30 protein-coding genes and 1 pseudogene are annotated in these 23694 nt (G+C 59.5%); 21 read left to right on the top strand and 10 right to left on the bottom strand.

Annotation, left to right across the window (positions count from 1 at the left end):
• Window positions 1–57: 57 nt before the first annotated feature.
• The 5 genes from PY649_RS19455 to PY649_RS19435 all read left to right on the top strand — a co-directional run bounded on the left by PY649_RS19455 (window position 58) and on the right by PY649_RS19435 (window position 3747).
• Window positions 58–1017, top strand: coding sequence for a heme o synthase (locus PY649_RS19455; RefSeq protein WP_285870254.1), 960 nt, complete (start codon window positions 58–60; stop codon window positions 1015–1017).
• Window positions 1017–1154, top strand: a complete 138-nt coding sequence (locus tag PY649_RS19450; RefSeq protein ID WP_490385306.1) for a cytochrome c oxidase system small membrane protein — start codon at window positions 1017–1019, stop codon at window positions 1152–1154. The genes PY649_RS19455 and PY649_RS19450 overlap by 1 nt, the downstream gene beginning before the upstream one ends.
• Before the next feature lie 9 nt (window positions 1155–1163).
• Window positions 1164–1775 (top strand): cytochrome c oxidase assembly protein, encoded by a 612-nt coding sequence (locus PY649_RS19445; protein ID WP_285870253.1) that lies wholly within the window; start codon window positions 1164–1166, stop codon window positions 1773–1775.
• Window positions 1776–1836: 61 nt separating this feature from the next.
• A complete protein-coding gene (locus PY649_RS19440) occupies window positions 1837–2715 on the top strand; it encodes a cytochrome c oxidase subunit 3 (RefSeq protein WP_285870252.1) in 879 nt (292 codons plus the stop codon).
• Window positions 2716–2937: 222 nt separating this feature from the next.
• Window positions 2938–3747: an MBL fold metallo-hydrolase gene (locus tag PY649_RS19435; protein ID WP_285870251.1), complete on the top strand. Its 810-nt coding sequence runs from the start codon at window positions 2938–2940 to the stop codon at window positions 3745–3747.
• An 89-nt stretch (window positions 3748–3836) separates the two neighbouring features.
• Here PY649_RS19435 and PY649_RS19430 read toward each other — a convergent pair whose 3' ends face one another.
• A complete protein-coding gene (locus PY649_RS19430; protein ID WP_285870250.1) occupies window positions 3837–4487 on the bottom strand; it encodes a chloramphenicol phosphotransferase CPT family protein in 651 nt (216 codons plus the stop codon).
• Window positions 4488–4746: 259 nt separating this feature from the next.
• Here PY649_RS19430 and PY649_RS19425 point away from each other — a divergent pair, with 259 nt between their 5' ends.
• The 10 genes from PY649_RS19425 (at window position 4747) to PY649_RS19380 (ending at window position 12685) form a co-directional block, all read left to right on the top strand.
• Window positions 4747–5166 (top strand): DUF983 domain-containing protein, encoded by a 420-nt coding sequence (locus PY649_RS19425; RefSeq protein WP_285870249.1) that lies wholly within the window; start codon window positions 4747–4749, stop codon window positions 5164–5166.
• A gap of 7 nt (window positions 5167–5173) precedes the next feature.
• Window positions 5174–5920, top strand: coding sequence for an SURF1 family protein (locus tag PY649_RS19420; protein WP_285870341.1), 747 nt, complete (start codon window positions 5174–5176; stop codon window positions 5918–5920).
• Between the two features lie 162 nt (window positions 5921–6082).
• Entirely contained in the window at window positions 6083–7090 is a 1008-nt protein-coding gene (gene ispH / locus PY649_RS19415) for a 4-hydroxy-3-methylbut-2-enyl diphosphate reductase (RefSeq protein WP_285870248.1), read from the top strand.
• Between the two features lie 190 nt (window positions 7091–7280).
• Window positions 7281–8246, top strand: a complete 966-nt coding sequence (locus PY649_RS19410; protein ID WP_285870247.1) for a homoserine kinase — start codon at window positions 7281–7283, stop codon at window positions 8244–8246.
• A complete protein-coding gene (gene rnhA / locus PY649_RS19405; RefSeq protein ID WP_285870246.1) occupies window positions 8243–8683 on the top strand; it encodes a ribonuclease HI in 441 nt (146 codons plus the stop codon). The genes PY649_RS19410 and rnhA overlap by 4 nt, the downstream gene beginning before the upstream one ends.
• A 141-nt stretch (window positions 8684–8824) precedes the next feature.
• Window positions 8825–9262, top strand: a complete 438-nt coding sequence (locus tag PY649_RS19400; protein ID WP_285870245.1) for a GNAT family N-acetyltransferase — start codon at window positions 8825–8827, stop codon at window positions 9260–9262.
• Window positions 9259–9882, top strand: coding sequence for an FMN-dependent NADH-azoreductase (locus PY649_RS19395; protein WP_285870244.1), 624 nt, complete (start codon window positions 9259–9261; stop codon window positions 9880–9882). Before PY649_RS19400 ends, PY649_RS19395 begins: the two co-directional genes overlap by 4 nt.
• Window positions 9883–10028: 146 nt before the next feature.
• Window positions 10029–11474 (top strand): MocR-like pyridoxine biosynthesis transcription factor PdxR, encoded by a 1446-nt coding sequence (gene pdxR, locus PY649_RS19390; protein ID WP_285870243.1) that lies wholly within the window; start codon window positions 10029–10031, stop codon window positions 11472–11474.
• Window positions 11475–11581: 107 nt separating this feature from the next.
• Window positions 11582–12289, top strand: a complete 708-nt coding sequence (locus PY649_RS19385; RefSeq protein ID WP_285870242.1) for an NAD-dependent epimerase/dehydratase family protein — start codon at window positions 11582–11584, stop codon at window positions 12287–12289.
• 111 nt (window positions 12290–12400) lie between these two features.
• A complete protein-coding gene (locus PY649_RS19380) occupies window positions 12401–12685 on the top strand; it encodes an acylphosphatase (RefSeq protein ID WP_285870241.1) in 285 nt (94 codons plus the stop codon).
• A gap of 154 nt (window positions 12686–12839) precedes the next feature.
• Here the strand turns inward: PY649_RS19380 and PY649_RS19375 are convergent, their stop codons facing one another.
• Window positions 12840–13859 carry an alpha/beta hydrolase gene (locus PY649_RS19375; protein ID WP_432761379.1) on the bottom strand — a complete coding sequence of 340 codons (1020 nt, stop codon included), beginning with the start codon at window positions 13857–13859 and terminating at the stop codon, window positions 12840–12842.
• Window positions 13860–14065: 206 nt separating this feature from the next.
• Here PY649_RS19375 and PY649_RS19370 point away from each other — a divergent pair, with 206 nt between their 5' ends.
• Window positions 14066–14722 (top strand): TetR/AcrR family transcriptional regulator, encoded by a 657-nt coding sequence (locus PY649_RS19370; RefSeq protein WP_285870239.1) that lies wholly within the window; start codon window positions 14066–14068, stop codon window positions 14720–14722.
• 318 nt (window positions 14723–15040) lie between these two features.
• Window positions 15041–15349: a Dabb family protein gene (locus PY649_RS19365; protein ID WP_285870238.1), complete on the top strand. Its 309-nt coding sequence runs from the start codon at window positions 15041–15043 to the stop codon at window positions 15347–15349.
• Window positions 15350–15384: 35 nt separating this feature from the next.
• Here the strand turns inward: PY649_RS19365 and PY649_RS19360 are convergent, their stop codons facing one another.
• The 6 genes from PY649_RS19360 to PY649_RS19335 form a co-directional block, all read right to left on the bottom strand.
• Complete coding sequence (locus PY649_RS19360) at window positions 15385–16071, bottom strand: GNAT family N-acetyltransferase (protein ID WP_285870237.1); 687 nt, start codon at window positions 16069–16071, stop codon at window positions 15385–15387.
• The gene (locus tag PY649_RS19355) at window positions 16068–16562 is read right to left on the bottom strand and encodes a MarR family winged helix-turn-helix transcriptional regulator (protein ID WP_285870236.1); all 495 of its coding nucleotides are present in this window, start codon (window positions 16560–16562) and stop codon (window positions 16068–16070) included. The genes PY649_RS19360 and PY649_RS19355 overlap by 4 nt, the downstream gene beginning before the upstream one ends.
• A 127-nt stretch (window positions 16563–16689) precedes the next feature.
• Complete coding sequence (locus PY649_RS19350) at window positions 16690–17592, bottom strand: metal ABC transporter solute-binding protein, Zn/Mn family (RefSeq protein ID WP_285870235.1); 903 nt, start codon at window positions 17590–17592, stop codon at window positions 16690–16692.
• Between the two features lie 20 nt (window positions 17593–17612).
• Window positions 17613–18485, bottom strand: coding sequence for a metal ABC transporter permease (locus PY649_RS19345; RefSeq protein ID WP_285870234.1), 873 nt, complete (start codon window positions 18483–18485; stop codon window positions 17613–17615).
• Entirely contained in the window at window positions 18482–19264 is a 783-nt protein-coding gene (locus PY649_RS19340; protein ID WP_285870233.1) for a metal ABC transporter ATP-binding protein, read from the bottom strand. Before PY649_RS19340 ends, PY649_RS19345 begins: the two co-directional genes overlap by 4 nt.
• Window positions 19261–19389 carry a hypothetical protein gene (locus PY649_RS19335; RefSeq protein ID WP_285870232.1) on the bottom strand — a complete coding sequence of 43 codons (129 nt, stop codon included), beginning with the start codon at window positions 19387–19389 and terminating at the stop codon, window positions 19261–19263. The genes PY649_RS19340 and PY649_RS19335 overlap by 4 nt, the downstream gene beginning before the upstream one ends.
• 88 nt (window positions 19390–19477) lie before the next feature.
• On the opposite strand from PY649_RS19335, the pseudogene PY649_RS19330 reads away from it, so the two are divergent.
• A pseudogene (locus tag PY649_RS19330) lies at window positions 19478–19972 on the top strand (VOC family protein).
• Between the two features lie 92 nt (window positions 19973–20064).
• On the opposite strand, the gene PY649_RS19325 reads toward PY649_RS19330, so the two are convergent.
• Together PY649_RS19325 and PY649_RS19320 are read right to left on the bottom strand one after the other, a co-directional pair.
• Complete coding sequence (locus PY649_RS19325) at window positions 20065–20550, bottom strand: peroxiredoxin (RefSeq protein WP_285870231.1); 486 nt, start codon at window positions 20548–20550, stop codon at window positions 20065–20067.
• A gap of 80 nt (window positions 20551–20630) precedes the next feature.
• Window positions 20631–21473 carry a protein-disulfide reductase DsbD domain-containing protein gene (locus tag PY649_RS19320; protein WP_285870230.1) on the bottom strand — a complete coding sequence of 281 codons (843 nt, stop codon included), beginning with the start codon at window positions 21471–21473 and terminating at the stop codon, window positions 20631–20633.
• 140 nt (window positions 21474–21613) lie between these two features.
• Between PY649_RS19320 and PY649_RS19315 the strand changes: the two genes are divergently transcribed.
• The 3 genes from PY649_RS19315 to PY649_RS19305 all read left to right on the top strand — a co-directional run bounded on the left by PY649_RS19315 (window position 21614) and on the right by PY649_RS19305 (window position 23688).
• Window positions 21614–22219 (top strand): YqgE/AlgH family protein, encoded by a 606-nt coding sequence (locus PY649_RS19315; RefSeq protein ID WP_285870229.1) that lies wholly within the window; start codon window positions 21614–21616, stop codon window positions 22217–22219.
• 95 nt (window positions 22220–22314) lie between these two features.
• Complete coding sequence (locus PY649_RS19310) at window positions 22315–22506, top strand: CsbD family protein (RefSeq protein ID WP_285870228.1); 192 nt, start codon at window positions 22315–22317, stop codon at window positions 22504–22506.
• 129 nt (window positions 22507–22635) lie between these two features.
• The gene (locus tag PY649_RS19305; protein WP_285870226.1) at window positions 22636–23688 is read left to right on the top strand and encodes a zinc-binding metallopeptidase family protein; all 1053 of its coding nucleotides are present in this window, start codon (window positions 22636–22638) and stop codon (window positions 23686–23688) included.
• The last annotated feature ends 6 nt before the right edge of the window (window positions 23689–23694 follow it).

Below are 23694 nucleotides of genomic sequence, written 5' to 3'. Positions count from 1 at the left end.
CTTATTTCCGGACGCCGTGATAAGCGGCGTCCGGCTAAACTGACATTGGATGAGAGAATGACGGTCATCGACAATCACGAAGTACTCGCAAAGAAAGGCGAAACCGGCTTGTCGGAAGCGAGTGCGCGCGATTATTTCGAGCTTCTGAAACCGCGGGTCATGTCGCTGGTCGTCTTTACGGCTTTCGCCGGTCTGGTTCTGGCGCCCGGCCATATCAACCCGGTTCTCGGCCTGATCGCCATTCTCTGTATTGCTGTCGGCGCAGGCGCGTCCGGCGCGCTGAACATGTGGTATGACGCCGACATCGACGCGGTCATGAGCCGCACCGCGCGCCGTCCGATCCCGGCGGGCCGCGTTACGGCGTCGGAAGCGCTTGCCTTCGGGCTGGTGCTGTCAGGCTTCTCGGTAACGATCCTCGGGCTTGCCGTGAACTGGCTTTCGGCGGGGATTCTCGCCTTTACCATTTTCTTCTATGCCGTCATCTACACGATGTGGCTGAAGCGCTCGACATCGCAGAATATCGTCATCGGCGGCGCCGCGGGCGCTTTCCCGCCCGTCATAGGCTGGGCTTGCGTCACCGGCAACGTGACGATCGAAAGCGTCGTGCTCTTCCTGATGATCTTCCTGTGGACGCCGGCGCATTTCTGGGCGCTGGCGCTGTTCAAGATGCGCGACTATGAGGCCGTCGGCGTGCCGATGCTGCCGAACGTAGCGGGCGTGCCGGCCACCAAGAACCAGATCGTCGCCTATGCCGTGCTGACGGCTGTCGTCGGCATTGTGCCGGCGTTTATGGGCTTCGCGAGTTTAGGCTATGGTATTGTCGCAGCCGTGCTCGGCGCGATCTTCATTTACTGTTCCATCGCCGTCTGGCGCATGCCGGATGGCGATGTGAAGATGATCCCGGCGAAGAAACTCTTCGCCTTCTCGATCTTCTATCTCTTCGCAATCTTTTCGGCACTGCTGATCGACCGGCTTGTTGCTGTGCTGATGTCTGGCGGTGCGGGAGGCTGGCTGTGATCGAAGTCGTAAAGCTTACGGAAGCGCAAAAGAAATCGCGGCGAGGGCGCAACATCGCGCTCGGCCTGGTGCTCGCCGGCCTGGTGATCCTGTTTTACGCGATCACCATCATCAAGGTTGGCACCGGACACGTTTGAGGAGGCGTGATGGAGGAGGGGACAACAAGCAAGGCAAGGAGTGCCGGCCGCAACAACGGCCTGGTGGTTGCTATGTGCCTGAGCTTCGTGGTCGGTATGGGCGCCATGTGCGCCGCCGCCGTACCGCTCTATCGCATCTTCTGTGAGGTGACCGGTTTCAACGGCACGACGCAGCGCGTCGACCAGGTCTCCAGCGTCATTCTCGACAAGCCGGTTACGGTCTCCTTCGACACCAATGTCGCGCCCGGCGTGCCCTGGGACTTCCAGGCGGAACAGAAGGCGGTCACGATGAAGATCGGCGAGACGGTTCAGGTCAATTTCCTGGTCGAGAACAAATCCGACCAGCCGACGCGCGGACAGGCCATTTTCAACGTCACGCCGGTGGAAGCGGGTGCCTATTTCAATAAGGTGCAGTGCTTCTGCTTCAACGAGACTGATCTGGCGCCGGGGGAAAAGCGCGAGATGCCGGTGGTTTTCTACGTCGATCCGGAGATCACCAAAGCGGAAGAAACCAAGACGATTACGGCGCTGACACTATCCTACACCTTCTATCCGCGCGACGGCGCGAAACCCGTGGCTTCCAACGACGGCGCGGCGAAGGTGGTGGAAAAGAAACTTTGATGGAGACTGCTTTCGGCTGAGCCGGAAGCGATATGGGAAAAGTTATTCGGGGATTGCTGACATGGCAGAGGCGCATACGAAAAACCACGATTATCACATCATCGACCCCAGCCCGTGGCCGATCACAGCGGCCTTCGGGGCCTTTGTCATCACCTTTGGCGGCGTCTGCTTCATGCGCTACCTGAACGGTGGTACCGTGCATCTGTTCGGCCTGAATTGGGCGCAGCCATGGCTGTTCTTCATCGGTTTGGCCGTAATCCTCTATGTCATGTATGGCTGGTGGTCGGACACGATAAAGGAGGCGAATGAAGGCGCCCATACCCGCGTCGTCTCGCTGCACCTGCGCTACGGCATGATCATGTTCATCGCCTCCGAGGTGATGTTCTTCGTCGCCTGGTTCTGGGCCTATTTCGACGTCAGCCTCTTTCCGAACGAAGCGATCCAGGCCTCGCGAACGGCCTTCCTGGGCGGCCAGTTCCCGCCCAAGGGCATCGAAGTCCTCGATCCCTGGCATTTGCCGATCTACAACACCATCATCCTGCTGCTTTCGGGTACGACGGTCACCTGGGCGCACCACGCGTTACTGCACAATGACCGCAGGGGCCTGATTCAGGGGCTGATTCTGACCGTGCTGCTCGGCGCACTGTTCTCCAGCGTACAGGCCTATGAATATGCGCACGCGCCCTTCGAGTTCAGAAACACGATCTATGGCGCGACCTTCTTCATGGCGACCGGCTTCCATGGTTTCCACGTGCTGATCGGTACGATCTTCCTGCTGGTCTGCCTGATCCGCGCGATCCGCGGCGACTTCACGCCGAAGCAGCATTTCGGCTTCGAGGCGGCTGCCTGGTATTGGCACTTCGTCGACGTCGTCTGGCTGTTCCTGTTCTTCTGCATCTATATCTGGGGCAGCTGGGGCGCACCGGTAGCAGCTGGCTAACACCGGACCCTTCGGCGACCAGCCTTTGATCGATTGCGAACTGCTTGTCGTCGCGAAAGCCGAGCCTAGGTTTTCGCGGCGACATTTTTTTTTGGCTATGCGCTGGAATTAACCGACGAGGAAAAACAGGCGCAAAGCTGTCGCCTCCAACGTGCCGGCCTTAATGCCGAAAACGTTGTTTTCGCCCTCAACAGCTCCAGGGCCTTATAGAGGATCGCACAGATGTCTATTTGGATCTGCAAGGCATGTGGTTCGCACTATGCGTCGAATGACGCCCCTCCTGCGAATTGTTCCATTTGTGATGATGAACGACAGTTCGTTCCTGAGAGCGGGCAGGAGTGGATCGCCCGGGAAACACTTGCTTACACTCATGCGAATGATTGGAGCGAGCTGGAACCAAACTTGACTAGCATTGGTCTCTCTCCGACCATCGGTATCGGCCAGCGCGCGCTTTTGGTACTGTCCCCGCGCGGAAATGTTTTATGGGATTGCGTCCCTATCCTGGATGAGAAAACACGAGATCGCATTTTAAAGCTCGGTGGCATCAAGGCCATCTGCCTCTCGCACCCGCATTTTTATACCGGCATGGTGGAGTGGAGCGAAGCCCTTGGCGGCGTCCCGATCCTGCTGCCCCAAGCCGATCTACCACACGTCACGCGCACGAGCGAGCATATTCGACCCTGGTCGGGAGACCGATACGAGGTGCTGCCCGGCATTACCCTTCATCGGCTGGGTGGGCATTTTGAAGGAAGCTCTGTTTTGGAATGGGAAGCCGGTGCAGACCAGAATGGAGTGCTGTTCGCCGGCGACACAGTTCAAGTGGTCCCGGGAAAAGGATGGGTTTCCTTCATGTATTCCTACCCCAACTTGATACCATTGCCCGCCCGTGAAGTCCGGCGTATCGCCAGCCGCGTTGCAGACATTCGCTTCGATCGCATCTACGGCGGTTGGAAAGATAGGTTCATATCGAGCAAGGCAAAGGAGGGCGTTGCCCGTTCAGCCGAACGCTACATACGGCGGCTCGAATCCTAGCCGTAGGATTAGGCTAAAAAACTCGCAAACCATTCGTCGCGCAATCCTGAACACCTGCGAGTCGATGTAGCCGACTTCGAGGCTCTGTCTCAGTTATCCGCAGCAAGCCGCTCGAAGGCTGTAGGGTGGGGTACGCCACGATCCATGAGCTGCCTTATCTCGTCAGCACAGGCTTGAGGGCTTTTGATCGAAGTATCGACTTCCAGGTCATAGATGCCGGGGCGATGCACCTGCGTCTGCCAGACGAGTATCGGCGCGGGAATCGAGGCATCGGTTGAAACGCCTGCGTAATCATTGCGCCTTTCGGCGCCTTCCGCCAAACGCCGCTGCATGATGGTCTCGATCGGACAATGCACGCCGACGAAAAGAACGGGCAAACCGGCCAGTTGCCGGGCGCAATCCGCCAGAATTCCAAGTGGCCTCGAATAGGCGTCGTGATGGCCGAATTCGGCGACGACATTGAGCCCAAGCCGGCTATGGGCAGCGATGGAGGCGTAGAGCGCCGAATAGAATAGGGGAATCAGAGGTTCCAGATCAGGCCGCTCGCCACCCGGCCGCATGTCGATTCCCGGCCGGTAACGCGGCGGCGTGACGTGCCGCACATAGGCATCGACGCCGAGATTCATCCACGGGCCGTCGAAACTTGCCTGGATGGCCTCGACAATGCTCGATTTTCCGGATCGCGGTGCGCCGTTCAGAATGATGATTCGACCGGTTTTCGTCTCTTGATGGTTCTCCATATCCCTATTTCTACGGTCGCAACGACGATTTTCAAGCGCGGCGATTTCGGAGGCGGCAGTATTGCTTCTTCCGATCCCCGCGACGCCGGCTCCAAAGGGCAGGAATATTCGGCCGCGACATCATGGTGCAGGGACATGCCTGGTGTTCCGGCAGGCGTGCTGCTTTTGGATTGGACGGGCGGCTCTATCGCGGTTACTGATGATGACATGGACGAGATCTGAACACTCGTCGCGAATGGCAATCGATCGAGATCAAACCTTGAGCCCAGAGCAAGACGCAGGCCCGAATCAACAGGCAAACAGCGATAGCGCCCTCTTTCCACCGGTCGATCCGTTCAAGGTGGGCATTCAGGGATGCTGCCCGCGTTGCGGTAACGGCAAGCTCTTCAATGGGCTGTTGTCGCTGAAGCCGTGTTGCGCAGCTTGTGGTCTCGATTACGCTTTTGCTGACGCAGGCGACGGGCCGGCGGTTTTCGTCATCCTCATCGTCGGCTTCATCGTCATTGGCCTGGTGCTGTGGCTGCAGGTCAACTATTCGCCGCCGATCTGGGTGCATATCCTGTTGTTCGGTCCGTTGACCATCATTCTGTCGCTTCTGTCGCTCCGCTGGTGCAAGGGCATCCTCATTGCGCTGCAATACCGCAACAATGCCAGCGAAGGGCGCATCCATCGTGACTGAGGCCGCCATGCCCGCTCGCCGCGCCAATGTTTTGTGGCAGCTCGGCAAGGTGCTGATCCTGCTTGTGGCGCTCGGCATCCTGTTGGCCCTCGGCACTTGGCAGGTCCAGCGGCTGCACTGGAAGGAAGGCCTGCTCGCCGACATTGCCGAGCGCCAGGCCGCCGCTCCTGTACCGCTGTCGACGATCGAGGCCATGGCCGCGTCCGGCGGCGATATCGAATATCGCGTTGTCACCGCGACCGGCCATTACCTCAACAACAAGGAACGGCATTTCTTCGCCACCTTCGACGGCAGTCCCGGTTTCCACATCTATACGCCGCTCCAACTTGCGGATGGGCGCTATCTCTTCGTCAACAGAGGCTTTGTTCCCTATGACGCCAAGGAGCCGGAAATGCGCATGCAGGGGCAGTTGACGGGCGAGCAGACCGTCACCGGCCTTGCCCGCGCCAAGCTTGCCGGCCAACCCTCGGGCATACCGGACAATGATCTGGCGAAGAATATTTTCTATTGGAAAGACCTGGATGCCATGGCTGATAGCGATGGGCTTCCGAAGGACAAGGTGCTGCCCTTCTTCGTCGATGCCGACAAGACGCCCAATCCCGCGGGTCTGCCGATCGGCGGTGTTACCATCGTCGACCTGCCGAACGACCATCTGCAATATGCCCTGACCTGGTATGGCCTGGCGGCGGCGCTGGTCGCCATCGTTGTCGTTTTCTGGTGGCGCAAACGCCATCCGGATGCGCCCCAGCAATAGGTTTGCGCAATAGAATAGCTTCATTTCGATGGAATATTCGGCTAGAGCATGATCCCAAAAAGTGCGCAGCGGTTTTTGGATAAGATCATGCGCGCCAAATAGAGCAAGCGGCAAGGCGAACCTATCTATGGCTTTGCCATCGTCCCTGATTTCGGAAGAGACATGAACATAGCGGTTTCCAAACCTGATCTGACCATCCGGCTCTGCGGCCCGCGCGGCTTCTGCGCCGGCGTCGATCGTGCCATCCAGATCGTCGTGCTGGCGCTGAAGGCCTATGGCGCGCCGGTCTATGTCCGTCATGAGATCGTGCATAATCGCTATGTCGTCGAAGGGCTGGAGGCCAAGGGCGCCGTCTTCGTCGAGGAACTGGACGAAATCCCGCCAGAACATCGTGCCCAGCCCGTCGTCTTTTCCGCCCATGGGGTACCGAAGGCCGTGCCGGCGGATGCCGATGCACGCAATCTCTTCTATCTCGACGCCACCTGCCCGCTGGTCTCCAAGGTGCACAAGCAGGCCATGCGGCATAACCGCCTCGGCCGCCATGTCATCCTCATCGGCCATGCGGGCCACCCGGAAGTGATCGGCACCATGGGCCAGCTTCCCGAGGGTTCGGTGTCTTTGATCGAGACGGTGGAGGATGCCGACGCCTATCAGCCTGCCGACCCCGATAATCTCGGTTTCGTCACGCAGACCACGCTTTCCGTCGACGATACTGCCGGCGTCATCGCGCGACTGCAAGAGCGCTTCCCGAATCTCACCGCCCCATCAGCCGATTCGATCTGCTATGCCACGACCAACCGCCAGGAAGTGGTGAAGGAGGCAGCTCCGGGCTGCGATCTTTTCATCGTTGTCGGCGCACCGAATTCGTCCAACTCCAAGCGTCTCGTCGAGGTGGCGCTGAGGGCCGGCGCGACGAAATCCGTGCTTGTCCAGCGCGCCTCCGAGATCGATTGGGAGGACATCGGTGATGTCAAAACGGTCGGCCTCTCGGCTGGTGCATCTGCGCCAGAAGTCATCGTCAACGAGATCATCGAGGCCTTTCGCGCCCGCTACAATGCTGTGGTGGAGCTTGCCGAAACGGTCAAGGAGACCGAGAATTTCCTCGTCAATCGTGAGCTGCGCAATATCGAACTGACAGCGGCCGACATGGCCTTCGTCAATGGAGATTGAAGGAACACCTCGTCCTTCGAGGCCCGGCCGAATGCGCTGACGCTGCATCGCCGGGGCAACTCAGGATGAGGCGGAGATAGTTTCGCCAGGCACCAAAGATCAGCCCTCATGGTGAGGAGGCCCGCAGGGCCGTCTCGAACCACGAGGGCGGGTGGCTGCGGTGGCCAGTATATCAAGCAGGGAATAATTCGTGGCCGTTTATACCGATATTACCGAAGACGATCTGAAGTGGTTCCTGACGGAATATGACGTTGGTACATTGCTCTCCTATAAGGGCATCGCCGAGGGCGTCGAAAACTCCAACTTCCTGCTGCATACGTCGCGCGAACCGTTGATCCTGACGCTCTATGAGAAGCGCGTGGAGAAAGGCGATCTGCCGTTTTTCCTCGGCCTGATGCAACATCTGGCAAGCCGCGGCCTTTCCTGCCCATTGCCTCTGCCGCGCAAGGACGGCGCGCTGCTTGGCAATCTCTCCGGCCGCCCGGCCGCGTTGATCTCCTTCCTTGAGGGCATGTGGCTGCGCAAGCCCGAGGCAAGGCATTGCCGTGAGGTCGGCAAGGCGCTGGCTGCGATGCATGTCGCCGGCGAAGGCTTCGCCATCAAGCGGCCGAATGCGCTGTCGCTTGAAGGCTGGCAGGGGCTTTGGGAAAAATCGGAAGCGCGCGCCGACGAGGTCGAGCCCGGCCTGCAGGACGAGATCCGCGCCGAGCTCGATTTCCTTGGCAGCCATTGGCCGAAAGACCTGCCGGACGGCGTCATCCATGCCGATCTGTTTCCGGATAACGTCTTCTTCCTCGGCGACGAGCTTTCCGGCCTGATCGATTTCTATTTCGCCTGCAACGATCTGCTCGCCTATGATGTCTCGATCTGCCTCAACGCCTGGTGCTTCGAGAAGGATGGCGCTTATAACATCACCAGGGGCATGGCGCTTTTGGAAGGTTATCAGAGCGTACGGCCGCTGGACGCCGCCGAAATCGCCGCTCTGCCGACGCTGTCGCGTGGCTCGGCGCTGCGCTTCTTCCTGACCCGCCTCTACGATTGGCTGACGACGCCGGCGGGCGCCTTGGTCACTAAGAAAGACCCGATCGAATATCTGCGCAAGCTGCGCTTCCATCGCCAGATCGCCTCCAGCGCCGAATACGGGCTCAACGCATGAAGCACGTCGATATCTTTACCGACGGGGCCTGCTCCGGCAATCCCGGTCCAGGCGGCTGGGGCGCGGTGCTGCGTTATGGCGACGTTGAAAAGGAGCTTTCTGGCGGCGAGGCGGAGACGACCAACAACCGCATGGAGCTGATGGCGGCGATCTCGGCCTTGGGCGCGCTCAAGACGCCATGCGAGGTCGATCTCTACACCGACAGCGTCTACGTCAAGGACGGCATTACCAAGTGGATCTTCGGCTGGAAGAAGAACGGCTGGAAAACCGCCGACAAGAAGCCGGTGAAGAACGCCGAGCTGTGGCAGGCGCTCGATGAGGCCTATAACCGTCACAAGGTGACGCTGCATTGGATCAAAGGCCATGCGGGCCACCCGGAAAACGAGCGGGCCGACGAACTGGCGCGCAAGGGCATGGAGCCTTTCAAACGGAAATAGCTTTCCGCCATAAATGAATGTGAGGCATGTGTCGCGCTGGTGTAGCTCGGTCTTGGCCCATTGCGTTTTTCGCTTTTTGGTTCTGTCGACCGGGCCATAGGAAGCGTAGCTCTTGTCTGTCTCAATTCAGCGAGAGCCAACATGATCTACAGGCACATCGAAAGCGCAGACGATATTGTGAAAAGCTTTGCGGTTATGCGCGAGCTGCGACCACAAATCGAAGACGCCAATATTTATCGTGAACGCGTCCAGCGCCAGCAGCGGGATGGATATCGGCTGTTGGGTGTATGGCAGGACGATGAACTATCGGGGCTCGCCGGCTACCGCCATCTTGAAAACCTGATCTACGGAAGGTTCACCTATATCGACGACCTTGTGGTTCGCCAGTCCCACCAGCGCTCCAGACTCGGCGAGGGCTTGATCGAGCAGGTTCGCATGCTGGCGAAAGCCGATGGTCGGGCCATGCTCGTGCTCGACACCGGGCTCGCCAACTCGCTGGCGCAGCGCTTCTATTTCCGCAATGGCCTCCTGGCGCGGGGTCTACACTTTGGCCAGCAACTTGAGGAGGCCGGAGCATGAAAACCATCCTGCTCGTCAATGCCAGCCCGCTTGGCTCGGCCTCGCGCGCCTATGCCACGGCGAGAAAGGCGGCTGACAACCTTCTCGAATCCGAAGCCAATATCAGGCTGATCGAACGCGATCTTTCCGCCACGCATCCCTCACCGATCACCAAAGATTACGCCGACGCGGTCGTCCAACGGGCGGAACGCGACGCGCCGGCTTTCGCGCAATCGGAAATATTGATTCAGGAACTCATCGATTGCGACTATCTGATCGTCGCGACGCCGATGCACAATTTCACCGTGCCGGCGTCGCTAAAGCTCTGGATCGATTATGTCTTGCGTGTCAACCGCACCTTCACGCACAGGGACGGCTACAAAATCGGCCTGCTGGCGGATCGCCCGACGCTCGTCGTCGTCGGTTCCGGCGGCGTATACCATGGAGCACATGCCAAGCAGCCTGATTATCTCTCGTCCTATTTCACCCATGTTCTGGCGACGATCGGCATCAACACCGTGCAGTTCATTCATCTGCAGGGATTGGTGCGGCCGGATATGGCTGAACAGTCTCGCATCCTTGCCGAACGGCAGCTTGCCGCCCATCCTGTCTTCGGGCTAGAGCGCCGTGCGTTCATTTGAACGCACAAAGGTCGCTCTCGTCTTTTGAATCTAGAGCATCTTATCCGCTTTCAGGTGGTTCCACCTGAAAGCGGGATGCTCTAGTCTCCGTAGCCACGAGATCGTAAGAAGGGGCGGCAGTCCCGACATGCAGGAATATGGCCGTCATGGCGAAGCAGGCATCTTCGGACCATGCGAAAGACACAGCGCTTTCGCAGGAGGACCGTCATCCGATCTACCTGCAGATCTGCGCCCGCTTCAAGACCGCCATCGCCGAGGGCCGTTTGGCACCCGGCGACCGGATGCCATCGGTGCGAGCACTCGCGAGCGAGCTTGGCTTGTCGCGCGGAACGATCAACTTGGCCTATCAGATCCTTGCCGAAGAGGGATATGTCGTGTTCCGCGGCGCTGCCGGCACATTTGTCGACACACGCTTGCCGACGCCGGACGCAGGCGCGCCACCGCCTTCAGCCACAAAACATATTCCGATCGAGCAATCACCGAATGTGAGGCCGTTTCAGCTTGGTCTTCCCGCTCTCGATGCCTTTCCGCGCAAGACCTGGAACAGACTTGTCAGTCGCCGCTCGCGGCAACTTGGCGTGGGGCAGCTCGGTTATCCCGAGCCAGCCGGCCTCATGGCCCTTCGCGAGCGCATCGCGGCCTATCTTGCGTTTTCACGCGGCATCGCCTGCCGGCCGGAGCAGGTCTTTGTGACTGCAGGTCATCGTGCCAGCCTCGAACTGATCATGCGCGCGCTTTACCGCCCGGATAATGGCATGTGGTTCGAGGATCCCGGCTATCCGGTCGCTCGGGATTTCCTGCGCTCCATGCATGCTAGGCTCCATCCCGTTCCCGTCGATCAGGATGGGCTGGTTGTGGAAGAGGGCAGGCGGCTTGCGCACGATGCCCGCTTCGCCATCGTCACGCCGGCCAATCAAAGTCCGCTCGGCGTGATGATGTCGATGGAGCGTCGCGCCGAACTGCTCAAATGGGCGGAGGAGGGTCAGCGCTGGATCATCGAGGACGATTACGACAGCGAGTATCGATATAATCGCCGGCCGCCGCTGTCGCTCAAGGCGATGGATCGTGGCGAGCGCGTCCTGTTTACCGGATCGTTCAGCAAGGTTCTCTATCCGGCGCTGCGGCTTGCCTATCTGGTCGTGCCTCAGTCGGAGATAGAGGTGTTCGAGCGCGCCTGCCGCGTTGCAAGTGCCGGCTGCCCCGAGTTTCATCAAGCTGTCATCGCTGATTTCATGGAGCAGGGCTATTTCGTTCGCCATCTCAAGAAGATGCGGGCACTTTATGCCGAGCGCCGCCAGTTTCTGGTCGATGCCATGCGCGATGTCTTCGGTGATCGGGCTACGACAAATTCACCTGCGGCGGGCCTGCATCTGGTCATGCAGTTCCAGGGCCATCGCGCACCCGCAAGCAGGATAGCCGCGTTGGCACAGGCCGAGGGCTTCGGTCTGCAGCCTCTGTCGCTCTGGCACATGGGGCAGCAATCGAACGACGGCCTATTGCTCGGCTTCACCAATCTTGAAAGCAGACAGACGGCCCGCTCACTTGTAGCGCGTCTCAACGACATCTGCATGGCGGCGGATCGCGAGGTCTGAGTTCAATCTTGGCCTAGCCAAATCTGCAATTCTTGCATCTGGTTTCCGGGCCAAGAGCATGGGAAAAACCGTGGCGAATAAAGATGCAGACTTTCTGGGAGCCCCAAATGGCCGAGACCATTTTCCTTGCCGGCGCGACCGGCGCGATCGGACGCAAGCTTGTCCCCATGCTGATCGAGGCGGGCTTTGCCGTCCACGGTACAACCCGCAAGCCGGAGCGCGCCAACAGCCTGCGCGCCCTCGGAGCGACACCTGTGGTGGTCGATGTTTTCGATGGCAAAGCTCTGGAGGCGGCGCTGCGGCAGGCAAAGCCCGACATCGTCATCCACCAGCTCACCGATCTGCCATTCGGGCTCGATCCGGCACAGATGGGGGAAGCGCGCATTCGAAACGCCCGCCTTCGTGAAGTGGGAACCAAGAATCTGGTCGATGCCGCGGTCGCGGCCGGCGCGAGGCGGATGATCTCGCAAAGCATTGCCTGGTCCTATCAAACCGTCGCCGGCGAGATCACGGAAGAAACGCCGCTTCAGGAGGGCGCAACCGCGATACGCACGCTCGAGGCACTCACCCTTACGACCGCGGGTATTGCCGGTGCGGTTTTGCGATATGGCCTGCTCTATGGACCGGGAACCGGCGCCGACGCACCCAGCGGGGCGATCAATCTCTATGTGGAGGATGCAGCGAGCGCCGCCCTGCTGGCGGTGCAGACCGGCGCGGTCGGCATCTTCAATGTGGTCGAAGATGGCGGCTCGGTTTCGAACGCCAAGGCCAAATCGATCCTCGGATGGCAGACGTCCAGGTGCGGTGGAAAATAAACGGCCGGATACCTTGTCCTGTTGTCCGTCCCTCTAGGCGATGCCAGCAGGCTGACCTATGATCCTGAATTGCGTTATTCTTCGTTCAATCCGCCGGGATAGGAAGCTGCTGTGTCCGATGATTGTGAGGCTACCCTGGTACGGATAACCGGTAGGGTACAGGGCGTTAGTTTCCGCGTTTGGACGCGCGACGAGGCTCTGAGGCTCGGTCTGGCAGGCTGGGTGCGCAACGAACCGGATGGGTCCGTGCGCGCTTTGATAGCGGGACCCAATACTGCGGTTTCGACCATGATCGAACGTTTCTGGCAAGGCCCCCCCGGAGCTTCGGTTTCCAGTGTCGAGAAGCAACCGACCACACTCGCGGAGAGGCCGACAGGATTCCGCATCACCGGCTGATGGGCCTCCGCAGTGGTAAACATGCGATTTCCGTGGGATTCAGAAGCTGGAACTATTTCAGAGTTAAGTGGCAAAGGCCACCGTGCACGTGGGCATTTTGGTCAACTAGGCCGGCGCTTGCTTGACGCCGGCCTGGTTGCAACAGACGGGTGCGTTACTTGAGGTGCTCGCGGAGGCCTGCGTTGATTTGGTCCAGCGCAGCCTTCGTCGTGGGCTGGTCGCGCAAGGCGTTCAGCAATACGAAGTCATGGATTGTGCCGTTGTAGCGCGTGGCAGTGACCGACACACCAGCATCCGCGAGCTTGCGTGCATAGGCCTCACCCTCGTCGCGGAGCGGATCGTTTTCGGCGGTGATCACCAACGCCGGAGGTAGGCCCTTTAGCTGCTCGATAGAGGCACGGAGCGGCGCCGCATAGGGATTGCCACGGGTCTTTTCGTCGGGAGCATAGATGTTCCAGCCGAATTCCATGAACTCGCGGGAAAGAAACCGTCCTGTTGCGAATTCTCCATAGGAGCTGGTATCGAAATTCGTATCCACAGCAGGGATAAGCAGGGCTTGATAGCGGAAGTTGGGGCCACCGCGATCCTTCGCCATGATTGCCAGGGCCGCGGACATGTCGCCTCCGACAGAGTTGCCGGCCACCGCCATCCGCGATCCGTCGACGCCGATTTCATCGCCGTGGGCCGCGACCCACTTGGCGGCCGCATAGCTCTCCTCGATCTGGGTCGGGAAGACGGCGTCAGGAATGGGCGTGTATTCGACAAATACCACGGCTGAGCCCGAGCCAACGGCGATGTCCCGGACGAGCCGCTTGTGGTTTTCAAAGTCACCTGCGATCCACACACCGCCGTGAATGAAGAGAACCACCGGCAGGCTGCCCTTCACGTGGTCAGGCTTGACGACGTAGAGCTTCACGCTCCGTCCGTCTTGCGAAATGGTCTTTTCGGAAACCGTTATCCCGGAAACGTCGACCGGTGTCTGCTTTTGCAACCCAGTCAGCACCGCGCGGACCTGGGGGCCGGGCAATGTCCAGAACGGGCTCGCATTCTTGTTGAGCTCCCCGACAAAGCCACGGACTGCAGGAGCCAGGTGTTGATCGGTGGCGGCGTCTTGAGCGAAAACGGATTGGGTCATGATGCTAACTCCAGCGATGATGGTGGTGAGTTTCAGAATACGGGTTGCGACTGTCGTCACGTGAGATGGTGCACGGGAACGGACCGGTTCCGGATCAGAACGGGTGGCAGGTTTGGCTTTCGGGATCATGCTGTTTCTCCTCTTGGTCGACGCCGTCATGGCGTGATGGAAAGATAGACAGACAGGTCTGTATATGTCAATCGACAATCAAATTTTTATTTCACGATGGGCATTCGCCCGAACTGTTGCGCGCAGCTCATTTCTACGATATGGATAGACAGGTCTGTCTTTTTTGTTCGGTAACAGTGATGACGAAACCTTCAAAGCGCGACGAGCTTGTCGACACTGCTCTACGCCTTTTCTACACACGGGGCTTCCATGCCACCGGCATCGACACGATTCTCGCTGAGGCGGGGGTTGCGAAGATGACCCTCTACAAGCATTTCCGCTCTAAAGACGAACTCGTCCTGGCGGCGCTTCAGCGGCGCGACGAGCTGTTTCGGGCGTGGCTGACTAGCTCGATCGAACAGGCAAGCGAAAAGCCGCGTGAACGACTTCTTGCGCTTTTCGATGCCCTTGATGATTGGTTCGGCGAGCGCGCACTGAATGCTTTGGGCTTTCACGGCTGTGCTTTTATGAAAGCGGCAGGCGAATATGATTCGCCGGACCACCCGGTGCACCGGGCGGCGGCCGAGCATAAGCAACTGATCGTCGACTATCTGACCGAGCTAGCCGCAGCAGCCGGTGCCGCCGATCCAAAGGCTCTCGCTGAGGAGCTCTCGCTGCTGAAAGAAGGTGCCATCGTTACAGCCCAGGTGCGGAATATGCCAAATGCGGCGCAGCCTGCGAAAAATATCGCAAGGATATTGATCGACACTGCTTGCGAAACGCCTAGTGAATAGCCTCCGATGTCGCAACTTGCTCTCGATCTCAGCCGATCATCAATCGAGATGCGGCCCCAGTTTTGGGGGACAGGTCTTGGTTCTACATTTATCAAAGGCAATAGGTTTTCTTGCGAAAACTTGGGGCAGAAGCAAAGTCGAGACGAGTATCGCTATCTCATCGGCTTCAAGAGCGTTCTGATCCGCCGACCTCTTTGATCGCGACGGGCCCCGTTTCGGTCGCTGTGGTAACACCGAAAAGCGCTAAGTCGGCGGCGCGATGTCTTGCCGATCGATCCTTTCTCTCTATGCTGCGCCAAAACAGCTAGGGAGATAAATATGATCCTGCATTGCGTTTTCATGAGGCTCAAATCCGCCATGACACAGGATGACAAGAAAGCGCTCTTCGAGTCCGTCGCTGCGCTGAGGCAGGTCATTCCTGGCATCGTCGACGTCAAATACGGGCCGAATGTCTCGCCGGAGGGGTTGCATGGCGGCTTCGTTGACGGTTTCGTGGTGATGTTCGAGAGCCCTGAAGTACGCGACGCCTATCTCGTGCATCCCGAACACGTCGCTGTCGGCGAGCGCATCGTCTCGTCGACCGATGGCGGCCTTGCCGGCCTGTTGGTCTTCGATCTCAATCTTTAACTGAATGGGCCGCCGACATGGGCGTGCGGCCCTGATCACGCTGGCTGCCGGGGCGTGACGATGGTGAGGTTCATCTCGGAGCGCAGGCGGAAGCCCATCGCCTTGTAAAGCGAGATGGCTGGTGTGTTCGTGGCATAGGCATGCAGATAGACGGTCTCGCCCCTTGCCGAGATCACGCCGGCAACGAAGCGGAAGAGCAAGGTGCCAAGGCCGCGCCCCTGAAAGTCGGGGTGGGTGCAAAGGCCGCTGAGTTCGGCAAAACCGGACTGGCGCATGCGCTGGCCCGCCATAGCAACGAGGCGGCCATCCACCTTCACGCCCCAAAAAGTGCCGAGGCTCTGGGCGCGGAGCGTGAAGGGGCCGGGCTTGGTCAACATGGCCAAGGCGAGCATTTCCGGTGCATCGGCTTCCGTCAGCGGTTCGATCCGGCTGTCGGAGATCCGCTCATAGGGCCGTTCGGCGATCATCTGCACCAGCTTGCCCTCTGAGATGACCGTTAGTCCCGGTGGGATCGTAACGGGATTGGCTTCGACGAGCGCCATGACCTCGTCGGCGGCCGGCAGGTTCTCCAATGCCTCGAGGCTTTGCGCCGTATCATCGGCAGCAGCTGCGAAAGGCACGATGGAGGGAGGATAGCGGCGAGCGAGCTCGCTCCCTTCGGCCAATGTCGCGTGGGCTGTTCGAAGGGCGTTCCAGGCCGGACGGTCGAGAATATGACTCATGGTTTCTGCTCCTTGTCGAGATTGCCTCGACGGGCAAGCGGCGCTTCGCCAAGCCTGTCCTCGATTGCAGCCAGTTGTTCCAGGATTGGCCCGGAACTTTCGCCGCACAGCTCGATGACAGCTTGTTCGATGCGCGGCCAGACCGATCGTTTCGAATAGTCGACGAGCTCCTGTCCTTCCGTCGTCAGCGAGACCAGCCTTCGGCGCTGATCCTCGGCCGAAGCTTGCATGTCGACGTAACCGAGTTCCAGAAGTTGCGAGACGGTGCGCGTGGCTCCCGGCTGGGTGATGCCGACAGCCTGGGCAAGTTCGCCGATGGTAAGCGGGCCGGCGCGGTCGATTGCGGCAAGGAAGGGATATTGCGCTGATTGGAGGGAGACGCCGAGTTCCCCCATAATCTGCTGGGTGTCGGCCTGAAGGCGCTCGCCGATACGGCGGAAACGGCTGCCGAGGCAGAGGAAGCCCAGCGATTTCACAATATCTTCAACCAAGACGCTTCCACTTCAATTTACATAACTAGTTATATAATGCGTTATGGAATAATTGTCGAGCGTTTCGTTAGACTGAATTGCTGGAGGCCGCAGGCAGACGCCCGCGGCCTGTTTTGTCCGGCTGGGTTCAGCTCGACTTCGCCATCGCAGTCGCGAGCTGGTCAACGTTATAACGGAACATTTTTTCATATGTCGGAGCCGGGCCGTTAGCCTTGGAGAGGGCTTCGACATAGAGCTCACCGCCGGGCTGCGCACCCGTGGCCTTGGCGACCTGCTTGACCAGGCGCGAATCGTTCGAGTTCTCGAAGAAATAGGTCTTCACGTGTTCGGTCTTGATCTGCTCGATCAGCTTGGCGACGCCGGCGGCCGAGGCTTCGGTTTCGGTCGAGACGCCGAGCGGCGACAGGAAGGTGACGTTGTATTCGCGGCCGAAATAGCCAAAGGCGTCGTGGCTGGTCAGGACCTTGCGGCGATCATCGGCAATCTTGTCGAACTTGCTGTGCGCATAAGCGTCGAGATCGGTCAGCGTCTTGGTGTAACGCTCTGCATTGGCTTTGAAATCGGCGGCGTCGGCCGGATCGGCGGCTGCCAGCGCCTTTTCGATGTTGGCGACCCAGATCGTCACGTTGACCGGGCTGTTCCAGACATGCGGATCGGTGACGGTCTTGCCATCGTCAACCATGGTGCGTGTATTGATGCCCTCCGAGGCGACGACTGGCGTGCCCTTATAACCGGAGGCGCTGATCAACCGATCCATCCAGCCTTCCAGGCCCTCGCCGCTGACGAAGGTGACCTTGGCCGCATTGAGCTTTTTGGCGTCGGCCGGTGACGGTTCGAATTCATGGGGGTCGCCATTCGGGCCGACCAGGCTCGATACCTTCACATGGTCGCCGCCCACCTGCTTGACGACATCGGCGAGTACGGTGAAGGAGGCAACGACATTCAACGTTTCAGCCGAAGCGGGTATCGCCATGCCAAAGGCGACGAAGGCCGGCAGCGTGGCGGAGAGAAGCAGTCTGTGTCCGATCATAAGAAATCTCCTTGATCAAATTAGCCCCTGAGATGGGGACGCGGGATAAGCCGGCGGGCCAGGCCCGATGGTGAGAACAGAATGGAAAAGCCGTAGATCAGACTCGCCGCGATGATGATGGTCGGGCCGGAGGCGAACTCGAAATGGTACGAGGCGATGAGCCCGATATAGCCCGACGCGGTCGCCGTTGCCGCCGCGATCGCCATCATCGCCGGCAGGCTGCGCGACCAGAGCTGCGCAATCGCCGCCGGCAGCATCATCAGCCCGACCGCCATCAGCGTACCGAGCGCCTGGAAGCTGGCGACGAGATTGAGCACCACCAGCAGCAGGAAAAGGAAATGATAGACCGGCCCCCGACCGCCGACAGTGCGCAGAAAGCCGGGATCGAAGCACTCCATCACCAATGGCCTGTAGATGACTGCGAGTGCCAGGAGCGTCACCGTGGTAATCGCGCCGATCTGATAGAGGGCAGGGGCGTCGATCGCCAGGATCGTACCGAAGAGCACATGCAGGAGATCGATATTTGAACCACGCAGCGACACGATGAGCACACCGAGCGCCAGAGACGTCAGATAGAAGCTGGCGAAACTCGCGTCTTCCTGCAGCACCGTCATGCGGCTGACGAGCCCGGAGAGCAGCGCCACCGACAGGCCGGCCACAAGTCCGCCAAGCCCCATCGCCGTCAGTGACAGCGAGCCGGCGATCAGATAGCCGATCGCCGCGCCCGGGAGGACGGCGTGACTCATGGCGTCGCCCATCAGGCTCATGCGCCGGAGCATCAGGAAGACGCCGATCGGTCCGGAGCCAAGGCCGAGGCAGAGGCAGGCGATGAGCGCGCGCCTCATGAAGCCGTAGTCGGCAAAGGGCGCGAGAAAGATATCGTAGGCCGTCATTCGGCCGGCTCCCGCTTCGCCGATTTCCGTTCAGCAAGTTCCTGCTCCGGCAGGCAGTCTTCGGCGTCTTCGTCCCAGCTCTCGGCCATCGCCCGTGCCTTGGTGAGATTGTCGGAGCTCATGACGCCCCCTGTCTGGCCCCAACCAACCAGTTCGCGGGCAATCAGCAGCGTCTCTGGAAAATGCGCGCGCACCTGATCGAAATCATGCAGCACGGCGATCACGGTGCGCCCGTCGCCATGCCAGCGCAGAACAATGTCGAGCAGGTCGCGCGTCGTGCGCTGGTCGATGGCGGTGAAGGGCTCGTCGAGAAGGATGATGCGGGCGTCCTGCAGCAGCAGCCGCGCGAAGAGTACGCGCTGGAATTGCCCGGCGGAGAGCGAGCCGATGTGGCGACGCTCGAAGCCGGCCAGGCCCACAGCCGCGAGCGCATCCCGGGCGCGCGCGGCGTCTGTGCCCGAAAAACGGCCGAAGGCACCGGAATTTTTCCAGGCGCCGAGCATGATGGTATCGGCGACCGAGATCGGGAAACGTCTGACGACGTCAGCCGCCTGCGGCAGGTAGCCGAAATCGTTGCGCGTCAACGCCCCAAGATCGATCGAGCCTTCCGCCGGCCTCAATTCGCCGATGATCGCCTTCAGGAGCGTCGACTTGCCCGCCCCGTTCGGCCCGGCAATCGCCGTCAGGCTGCCGGCCCGGAAGGCGCCGGAAACGTGATGCACGGCCGGATGGCGCTCATAGGTGACCGTGAGATTGTCGAGACGGATCAAAGCACTCATGACAACGCCACCGCCCAGCCGATCATCGCCCAAAGGATTGCGATGCCGATCGCAACGAAGGCGAGGCGCGTCAATGCGGAACGCCCGATCAGGGAAGAGGCGAAGGGATTGTTGCTGAAGGGCATAGGGGTTTCCATAAATGTAATAACATTACGTGTTGTAGTGAGGAGAATGCGGCAAAAAAGAGGCGAAGGGTGATTGGCCAAGTTGGCCGTGAACTGCACAAGAATATTTCCTAAGCTAAATATTACCGCTGGTGACGGTAGTCGCGACGTCGTTATCTGTTCGCGATGCTGCGATCTGAAGAATGCGCCCGATTGGGAGAGGGAGGATGCATTGAAATTGCGGCTGGAGTTGTTTGTTGCCGACGTTCAGACATCGATAGAATTCTATCGTCGGGTGTTGAATTTCCAGGTGGCCGGTGAGGTGGGCAAAGAATAGACGATGCTCACGAATGGCGAGGCGGCCATTTCCATAAATGCGCGGAAAGCTCTGGGACCGGATCATCCTCTCCGGGCCGAAAATGGCGAGCGGCTTGGCCTCGGTATCGAAATCGTAATGGGCGTTTCGGATGTCGAAAGCTTACATGAAAGCATCAGAGCACATGGCTATTCGGTGTCCGAACTTGTCCTGCAACCATGGGGTCTGCGGGATTTTCGCGTTATGGATCCGGATGGTTATTATATCCGCGTGACAAGCAGGCATTGAACAAAGGAATAGGAAGCGTGGCTGTATCTGCTTTTGCGGCGACGTGGGGGAACTGGCCGCGACGCGCCCAGCTCCTTTAGTTCGGTGAAATCTCAAAGCTGCTCGATCATCGCGGCCGCGCCTGAAACCGTTGCCTGGCCGGGGCTTTCCTCGATATTGAGCGTCTTCACCACGCCGTTTTCCACCAGCATGGAATAGCGCTTGGAGCGGACACCAAGACCGCCGGCGGAGAGGTCGATATCAAGGCCGAGGGCTTTGGCGAAAGAGCCGTCCCAGTCGGCGAGGAAGTGGATCTTGCCCATGCCGCCCGAGGATTGTGCCCAGGCGCCCATGACGTGCCAGTCGTTGACGGCCACCACGGCGATGTCGTCGACACCCTTGGCGAGGATGGCGTCACGGTTTTCCAGGTAACCCGGCAGATGGTTCAGCGAACAGGTCGGCGTAAAGGCGCCGGGAACGGCGAAGAGCACGACGCGCTTGTCGGCAAAAAGCTGATCGGTGGTGAGTTCGACCGGACCGTCAGCGGTCTTTTCCTTGAACGTGGCGGCAGGCAGTTTATCGCCGATTGCGATGGTCATGGCACTCTCCTTGGGTCGCGATTTAGGGCGGCACGGCCGCCCTTTGAGTGAAAATGGTTGGGCGAAACTATAGATCCGAGCTATTCGAAGGCAAGCGTGGTTTCCATGGCGCGTTCACCGTCGACGACGAGGATGCCCCAGCTTTTGCCTTTGACATCGTAATTCTTAGGAAGCTTGCCGATGGCGATTTCGGTCGCAAAAGTCTTGCCGTCGCGTTTGGCATTGGCCTGTTTGAAAAAGACATAGCCGGACGGGCCGGTCACGTAGATCAAAGGCGTGTTGCCATCTGCGTCCGGCAGCGTCAGGCGCAGCGAAAGGGTCTTCGCATCGGGCGAAAGTCCGTGATTTTCGACGGCAAAATCCGAGGAAGGGTCTTGCGGCAGCGACGCGTTGGCGGCGTCCAGCAGCGCTTGCTCATGCGGGGTCGCCTGGCTGGCGTCCGATAGTGGCAGCGAAAATTCGGCCTGGAAAGGGATGCAGATGTCCTTGCAGAGGCCGATGAAGGCGGTGAGGTCGAGCGTCTTCGGCTGCTCGCCATTGACCCGGAGCTCGAGCGGCAAGGTCACCGGCGCGTCATAGCCGATTTCCTGGATTGCGCCGACGGTGATCGGCTTGGGTGTGGGATAGCTGGTCTTTTCCAGCGTAACGCCGCTTCCCGGCGCCAGGGTCAACTGCGGCGGAATGCCGCTTTCGCCAGGCTCACGCCAATAGGTGATCCAGCCGGGTGCGGGCTCGATCTGCAGCGCGGCACGGATATGGCCTTGAGCGTCCGGCGCCAGTGCCACCAGCCGCATGCGTCCGCCCTCATTGTCTGCCCAGCCGCTCATGGCCGCAAGGGCGGCGGTGCTGCCAGTCAGTATTACGGCTGCGAGCGTTCCGAGCAGCGTTGTCAACAGGGGAGCGAAAGAGAGTTTTCTGGTCATGGAACAAGGATTTATCGGATGGCGCGATGCTGTACCAGAACGAGGCGGACAAGAAATGATCATTTTCAGTTGATTGATTTATGACATTGCCGCATCTTCTTTTTTAGGGGCGCAGTTACAGACTGCAGTCAGGAGGTACGATGTCCCTATCGACGCTGAAGAACAAACGCGAAAGAGGTTTTCTCGACGGCCAGTTCCTGATTGCTATGCCTGGTATGGAAGACCAGAATTTCAATCGCACGGTGATCTACATCTGTGCTCATTCCGCGGCCGGTGCCATGGGCTTCGTCATCAACCGGGCGCAGAACCTCACCTTTACCGACGTGCTGCTGCATCTCGAAATGATCAAGGACGACGATGCTATTCTTCTGCCGGCGGTCGCTCGCGATTTCCCGATCCAGACCGGCGGCCCGGTTGAAAGTGGCCGCGGTTTCGTCCTGCATTCCGACGACTATATCAGCGACAGTAGTATTCCGGTCAGCGACGATATCAGCCTGACGGCGACATTGGATATTGTGCGCGCCATTTCCAAGGGTGGCGGGCCGAAGCGCGCCACCATGCTGCTCGGCTATGCGGGCTGGGGCGCAGGTCAGCTCGAAGCGGAAATCGGCAACAATGGCTGGCTCAATTGCCCGGCCAATGAGGAACTGATCTTCGACCGTAGCCTTGATGATAAGTATGAGCGCGCTCTGGCGCTGATGGGCATTAGCGCCGCCATGCTGTCGCCGCATGCAGGGCATTGCTGAGCTGCTTGCGTCCTTTTGGAACGAAATATCGTTAGTCACGTTTCCCCGTCACTGCACCGGCAACCCCGCCGGTGCAGAATGAGGAGGCGTTTGATATGGGCAGCATGAGCGAAAAGGTATCCGGCAAGGCCAACGAAGTGGCCGGCAAGGCCAAGCAGGCTGCGGGCAAAGCCACCAAGAGCAAGACTATGCAGGCCGAAGGCGCGGCTCAGAAGGCCAAGGGTAAAGCCCAGGTGGCTGTTGCCAAAGCCAAGGATAAGGCCAAGGGCGCTGCCAGCCGGATGTAATCCGGCAGTCTGACATGCGCCTATTTAAGTGCTGCGTCCTTTCGCATGCGCGGCGCAGTAAAAGAGCCTGTCGCAAATCGGGACAGGCTCTTTTCATGTCCTCGACGGCCTGATTTTGGAGGGCTTTCCATGAGGCTTTTCGCCTGTGATCATTGTGGCCAACCGGTGCATTTTGATAATCGGCAATGCGTGCGCTGCGGCCATCAGCTCGGCTTTGTTCCCGAGCTTCTTGCGATGTATGCGCTGGAGGCTGACGGGCCGAATTGGCGCCTGGTTGCCGAGCCGACCCATGTTGTCCGGTTCTGTGCCAACGCGGAACTCGATATCTGCAATTGGATGGTCGAGGCCGGAGATTCCGAACCCTTCTGCATTGCTTGCCGCCATAACCGGCTGGTGCCGAATATGGATACACAGCAGGGCATAGGTCGTTGGCGGCGGATCGGCCAGGCCGAACGGCATCTGTTCTATTCCCTATTGCGCTGGAACCTGCCGCATCCCGATCGCCAGCACGATCCGCAGAGTGGATTGGTCTTCGATTTCCTGGAGGACGAGGTGCAGGGCGGTAACGTCGTACCGGCCAGGACAGGCCATGACGAGGGGCTGATCGCCATCCGCGCCGCCGAGGCTGACGACGTTACGCGCGAACAGGCGCGCGCATCGATGAATGAACCCTACCGCACATTGCTTGGCCATTTCCGCCACGAGGCCGGCCATTTCATCTGGAACAAACTGATCCGCGACCGCAATCAGTTCGATGCCTTCCGCGCTATCTTTGGCAACGAGCGGGTGGATTACGCCGCAGCCCTACAGCGGCATTATGAGAATGGGCCGCCGCCAAACTGGCAGGAAAATTTCATCAGCGCTTATGCCAGCGCCCATCCCTGGGAAGATTTTGCCGAATGTTTCGCGCATTACCTTCACATCGTCGATACGCTGGAAACTGCCCGCTCTTTCGGTTTGGCGGTCGATCCCAACGGTTACCGCGAAATGGCGGCCGCGGTGGATTTCAATCCCTATAAGGCTGAAAGCGCCGAGCAGCTGGTCAGCGCCTGGATTCCCTTAAGCGTCGCGATCAATGCCATCCAGCGCAGCATGGGCCAGCCGGATTCCTATCCGTTCATCCTGTCGCCGCCGGTGGTGGCGAAGCTGGAATATCTACACGGAGTGATTAGAGGAGCGTAGCTTTTG

The sequence above is a fragment of the Rhizobium mayense genome, assembly GCF_030272705.1.
GTDB lineage: Bacteria > Pseudomonadota > Alphaproteobacteria > Rhizobiales > Rhizobiaceae > Rhizobium > Rhizobium mayense.
The sequence above is the reverse complement of the archived record's forward strand: the minus strand, read 5'-3'. Positions and strand labels throughout refer to the sequence as shown.

Excerpts from the sequence above, each read along its gene's own strand:
- PY649_RS19435 (WP_285870251.1), top strand. The coding sequence starts at position 2,938 with ATGTCTATTTGGATCTGCAAGGCATGTGGTTCGCACTATGCGTCGAAT.
- PY649_RS19350 (WP_285870235.1), bottom strand. The coding sequence starts at position 17,592 with ATGATCGGACACAGACTGCTTCTCTCCGCCACGCTGCCGGCCTTCGTC.
- rnhA (WP_285870246.1), top strand. The coding sequence starts at position 8,243 with ATGAAGCACGTCGATATCTTTACCGACGGGGCCTGCTCCGGCAATCCC.
- PY649_RS19310 (WP_285870228.1), top strand. The coding sequence starts at position 22,315 with ATGGGCAGCATGAGCGAAAAGGTATCCGGCAAGGCCAACGAAGTGGCC.
- PY649_RS19320 (WP_285870230.1), bottom strand. The coding sequence starts at position 21,473 with ATGACCAGAAAACTCTCTTTCGCTCCCCTGTTGACAACGCTGCTCGGA.
- PY649_RS19360 (WP_285870237.1), bottom strand. The coding sequence starts at position 16,071 with ATGAGTCATATTCTCGACCGTCCGGCCTGGAACGCCCTTCGAACAGCC.
- PY649_RS19420 (WP_285870341.1), top strand. The coding sequence starts at position 5,174 with ATGCCCGCTCGCCGCGCCAATGTTTTGTGGCAGCTCGGCAAGGTGCTG.
- PY649_RS19305 (WP_285870226.1), top strand. The coding sequence starts at position 22,636 with ATGAGGCTTTTCGCCTGTGATCATTGTGGCCAACCGGTGCATTTTGAT.
- PY649_RS19385 (WP_285870242.1), top strand. The coding sequence starts at position 11,582 with ATGGCCGAGACCATTTTCCTTGCCGGCGCGACCGGCGCGATCGGACGC.
- PY649_RS19440 (WP_285870252.1), top strand. The coding sequence starts at position 1,837 with ATGGCAGAGGCGCATACGAAAAACCACGATTATCACATCATCGACCCC.
- PY649_RS19315 (WP_285870229.1), top strand. The coding sequence starts at position 21,614 with ATGTCCCTATCGACGCTGAAGAACAAACGCGAAAGAGGTTTTCTCGAC.
- PY649_RS19430 (WP_285870250.1), bottom strand. The coding sequence starts at position 4,487 with ATGGAGAACCATCAAGAGACGAAAACCGGTCGAATCATCATTCTGAAC.
- ispH (WP_285870248.1), top strand. The coding sequence starts at position 6,083 with ATGAACATAGCGGTTTCCAAACCTGATCTGACCATCCGGCTCTGCGGC.
- PY649_RS19395 (WP_285870244.1), top strand. The coding sequence starts at position 9,259 with ATGAAAACCATCCTGCTCGTCAATGCCAGCCCGCTTGGCTCGGCCTCG.
- PY649_RS19455 (WP_285870254.1), top strand. The coding sequence starts at position 58 with ATGACGGTCATCGACAATCACGAAGTACTCGCAAAGAAAGGCGAAACC.
- PY649_RS19445 (WP_285870253.1), top strand. The coding sequence starts at position 1,164 with ATGGAGGAGGGGACAACAAGCAAGGCAAGGAGTGCCGGCCGCAACAAC.
- PY649_RS19345 (WP_285870234.1), bottom strand. The coding sequence starts at position 18,485 with ATGACGGCCTACGATATCTTTCTCGCGCCCTTTGCCGACTACGGCTTC.
- PY649_RS19335 (WP_285870232.1), bottom strand. The coding sequence starts at position 19,389 with ATGCCCTTCAGCAACAATCCCTTCGCCTCTTCCCTGATCGGGCGTTCC.
- PY649_RS19365 (WP_285870238.1), top strand. The coding sequence starts at position 15,041 with ATGATCCTGCATTGCGTTTTCATGAGGCTCAAATCCGCCATGACACAG.
- PY649_RS19400 (WP_285870245.1), top strand. The coding sequence starts at position 8,825 with ATGATCTACAGGCACATCGAAAGCGCAGACGATATTGTGAAAAGCTTT.
- PY649_RS19340 (WP_285870233.1), bottom strand. The coding sequence starts at position 19,264 with ATGAGTGCTTTGATCCGTCTCGACAATCTCACGGTCACCTATGAGCGC.
- pdxR (WP_285870243.1), top strand. The coding sequence starts at position 10,029 with ATGGCGAAGCAGGCATCTTCGGACCATGCGAAAGACACAGCGCTTTCG.
- PY649_RS19325 (WP_285870231.1), bottom strand. The coding sequence starts at position 20,550 with ATGACCATCGCAATCGGCGATAAACTGCCTGCCGCCACGTTCAAGGAA.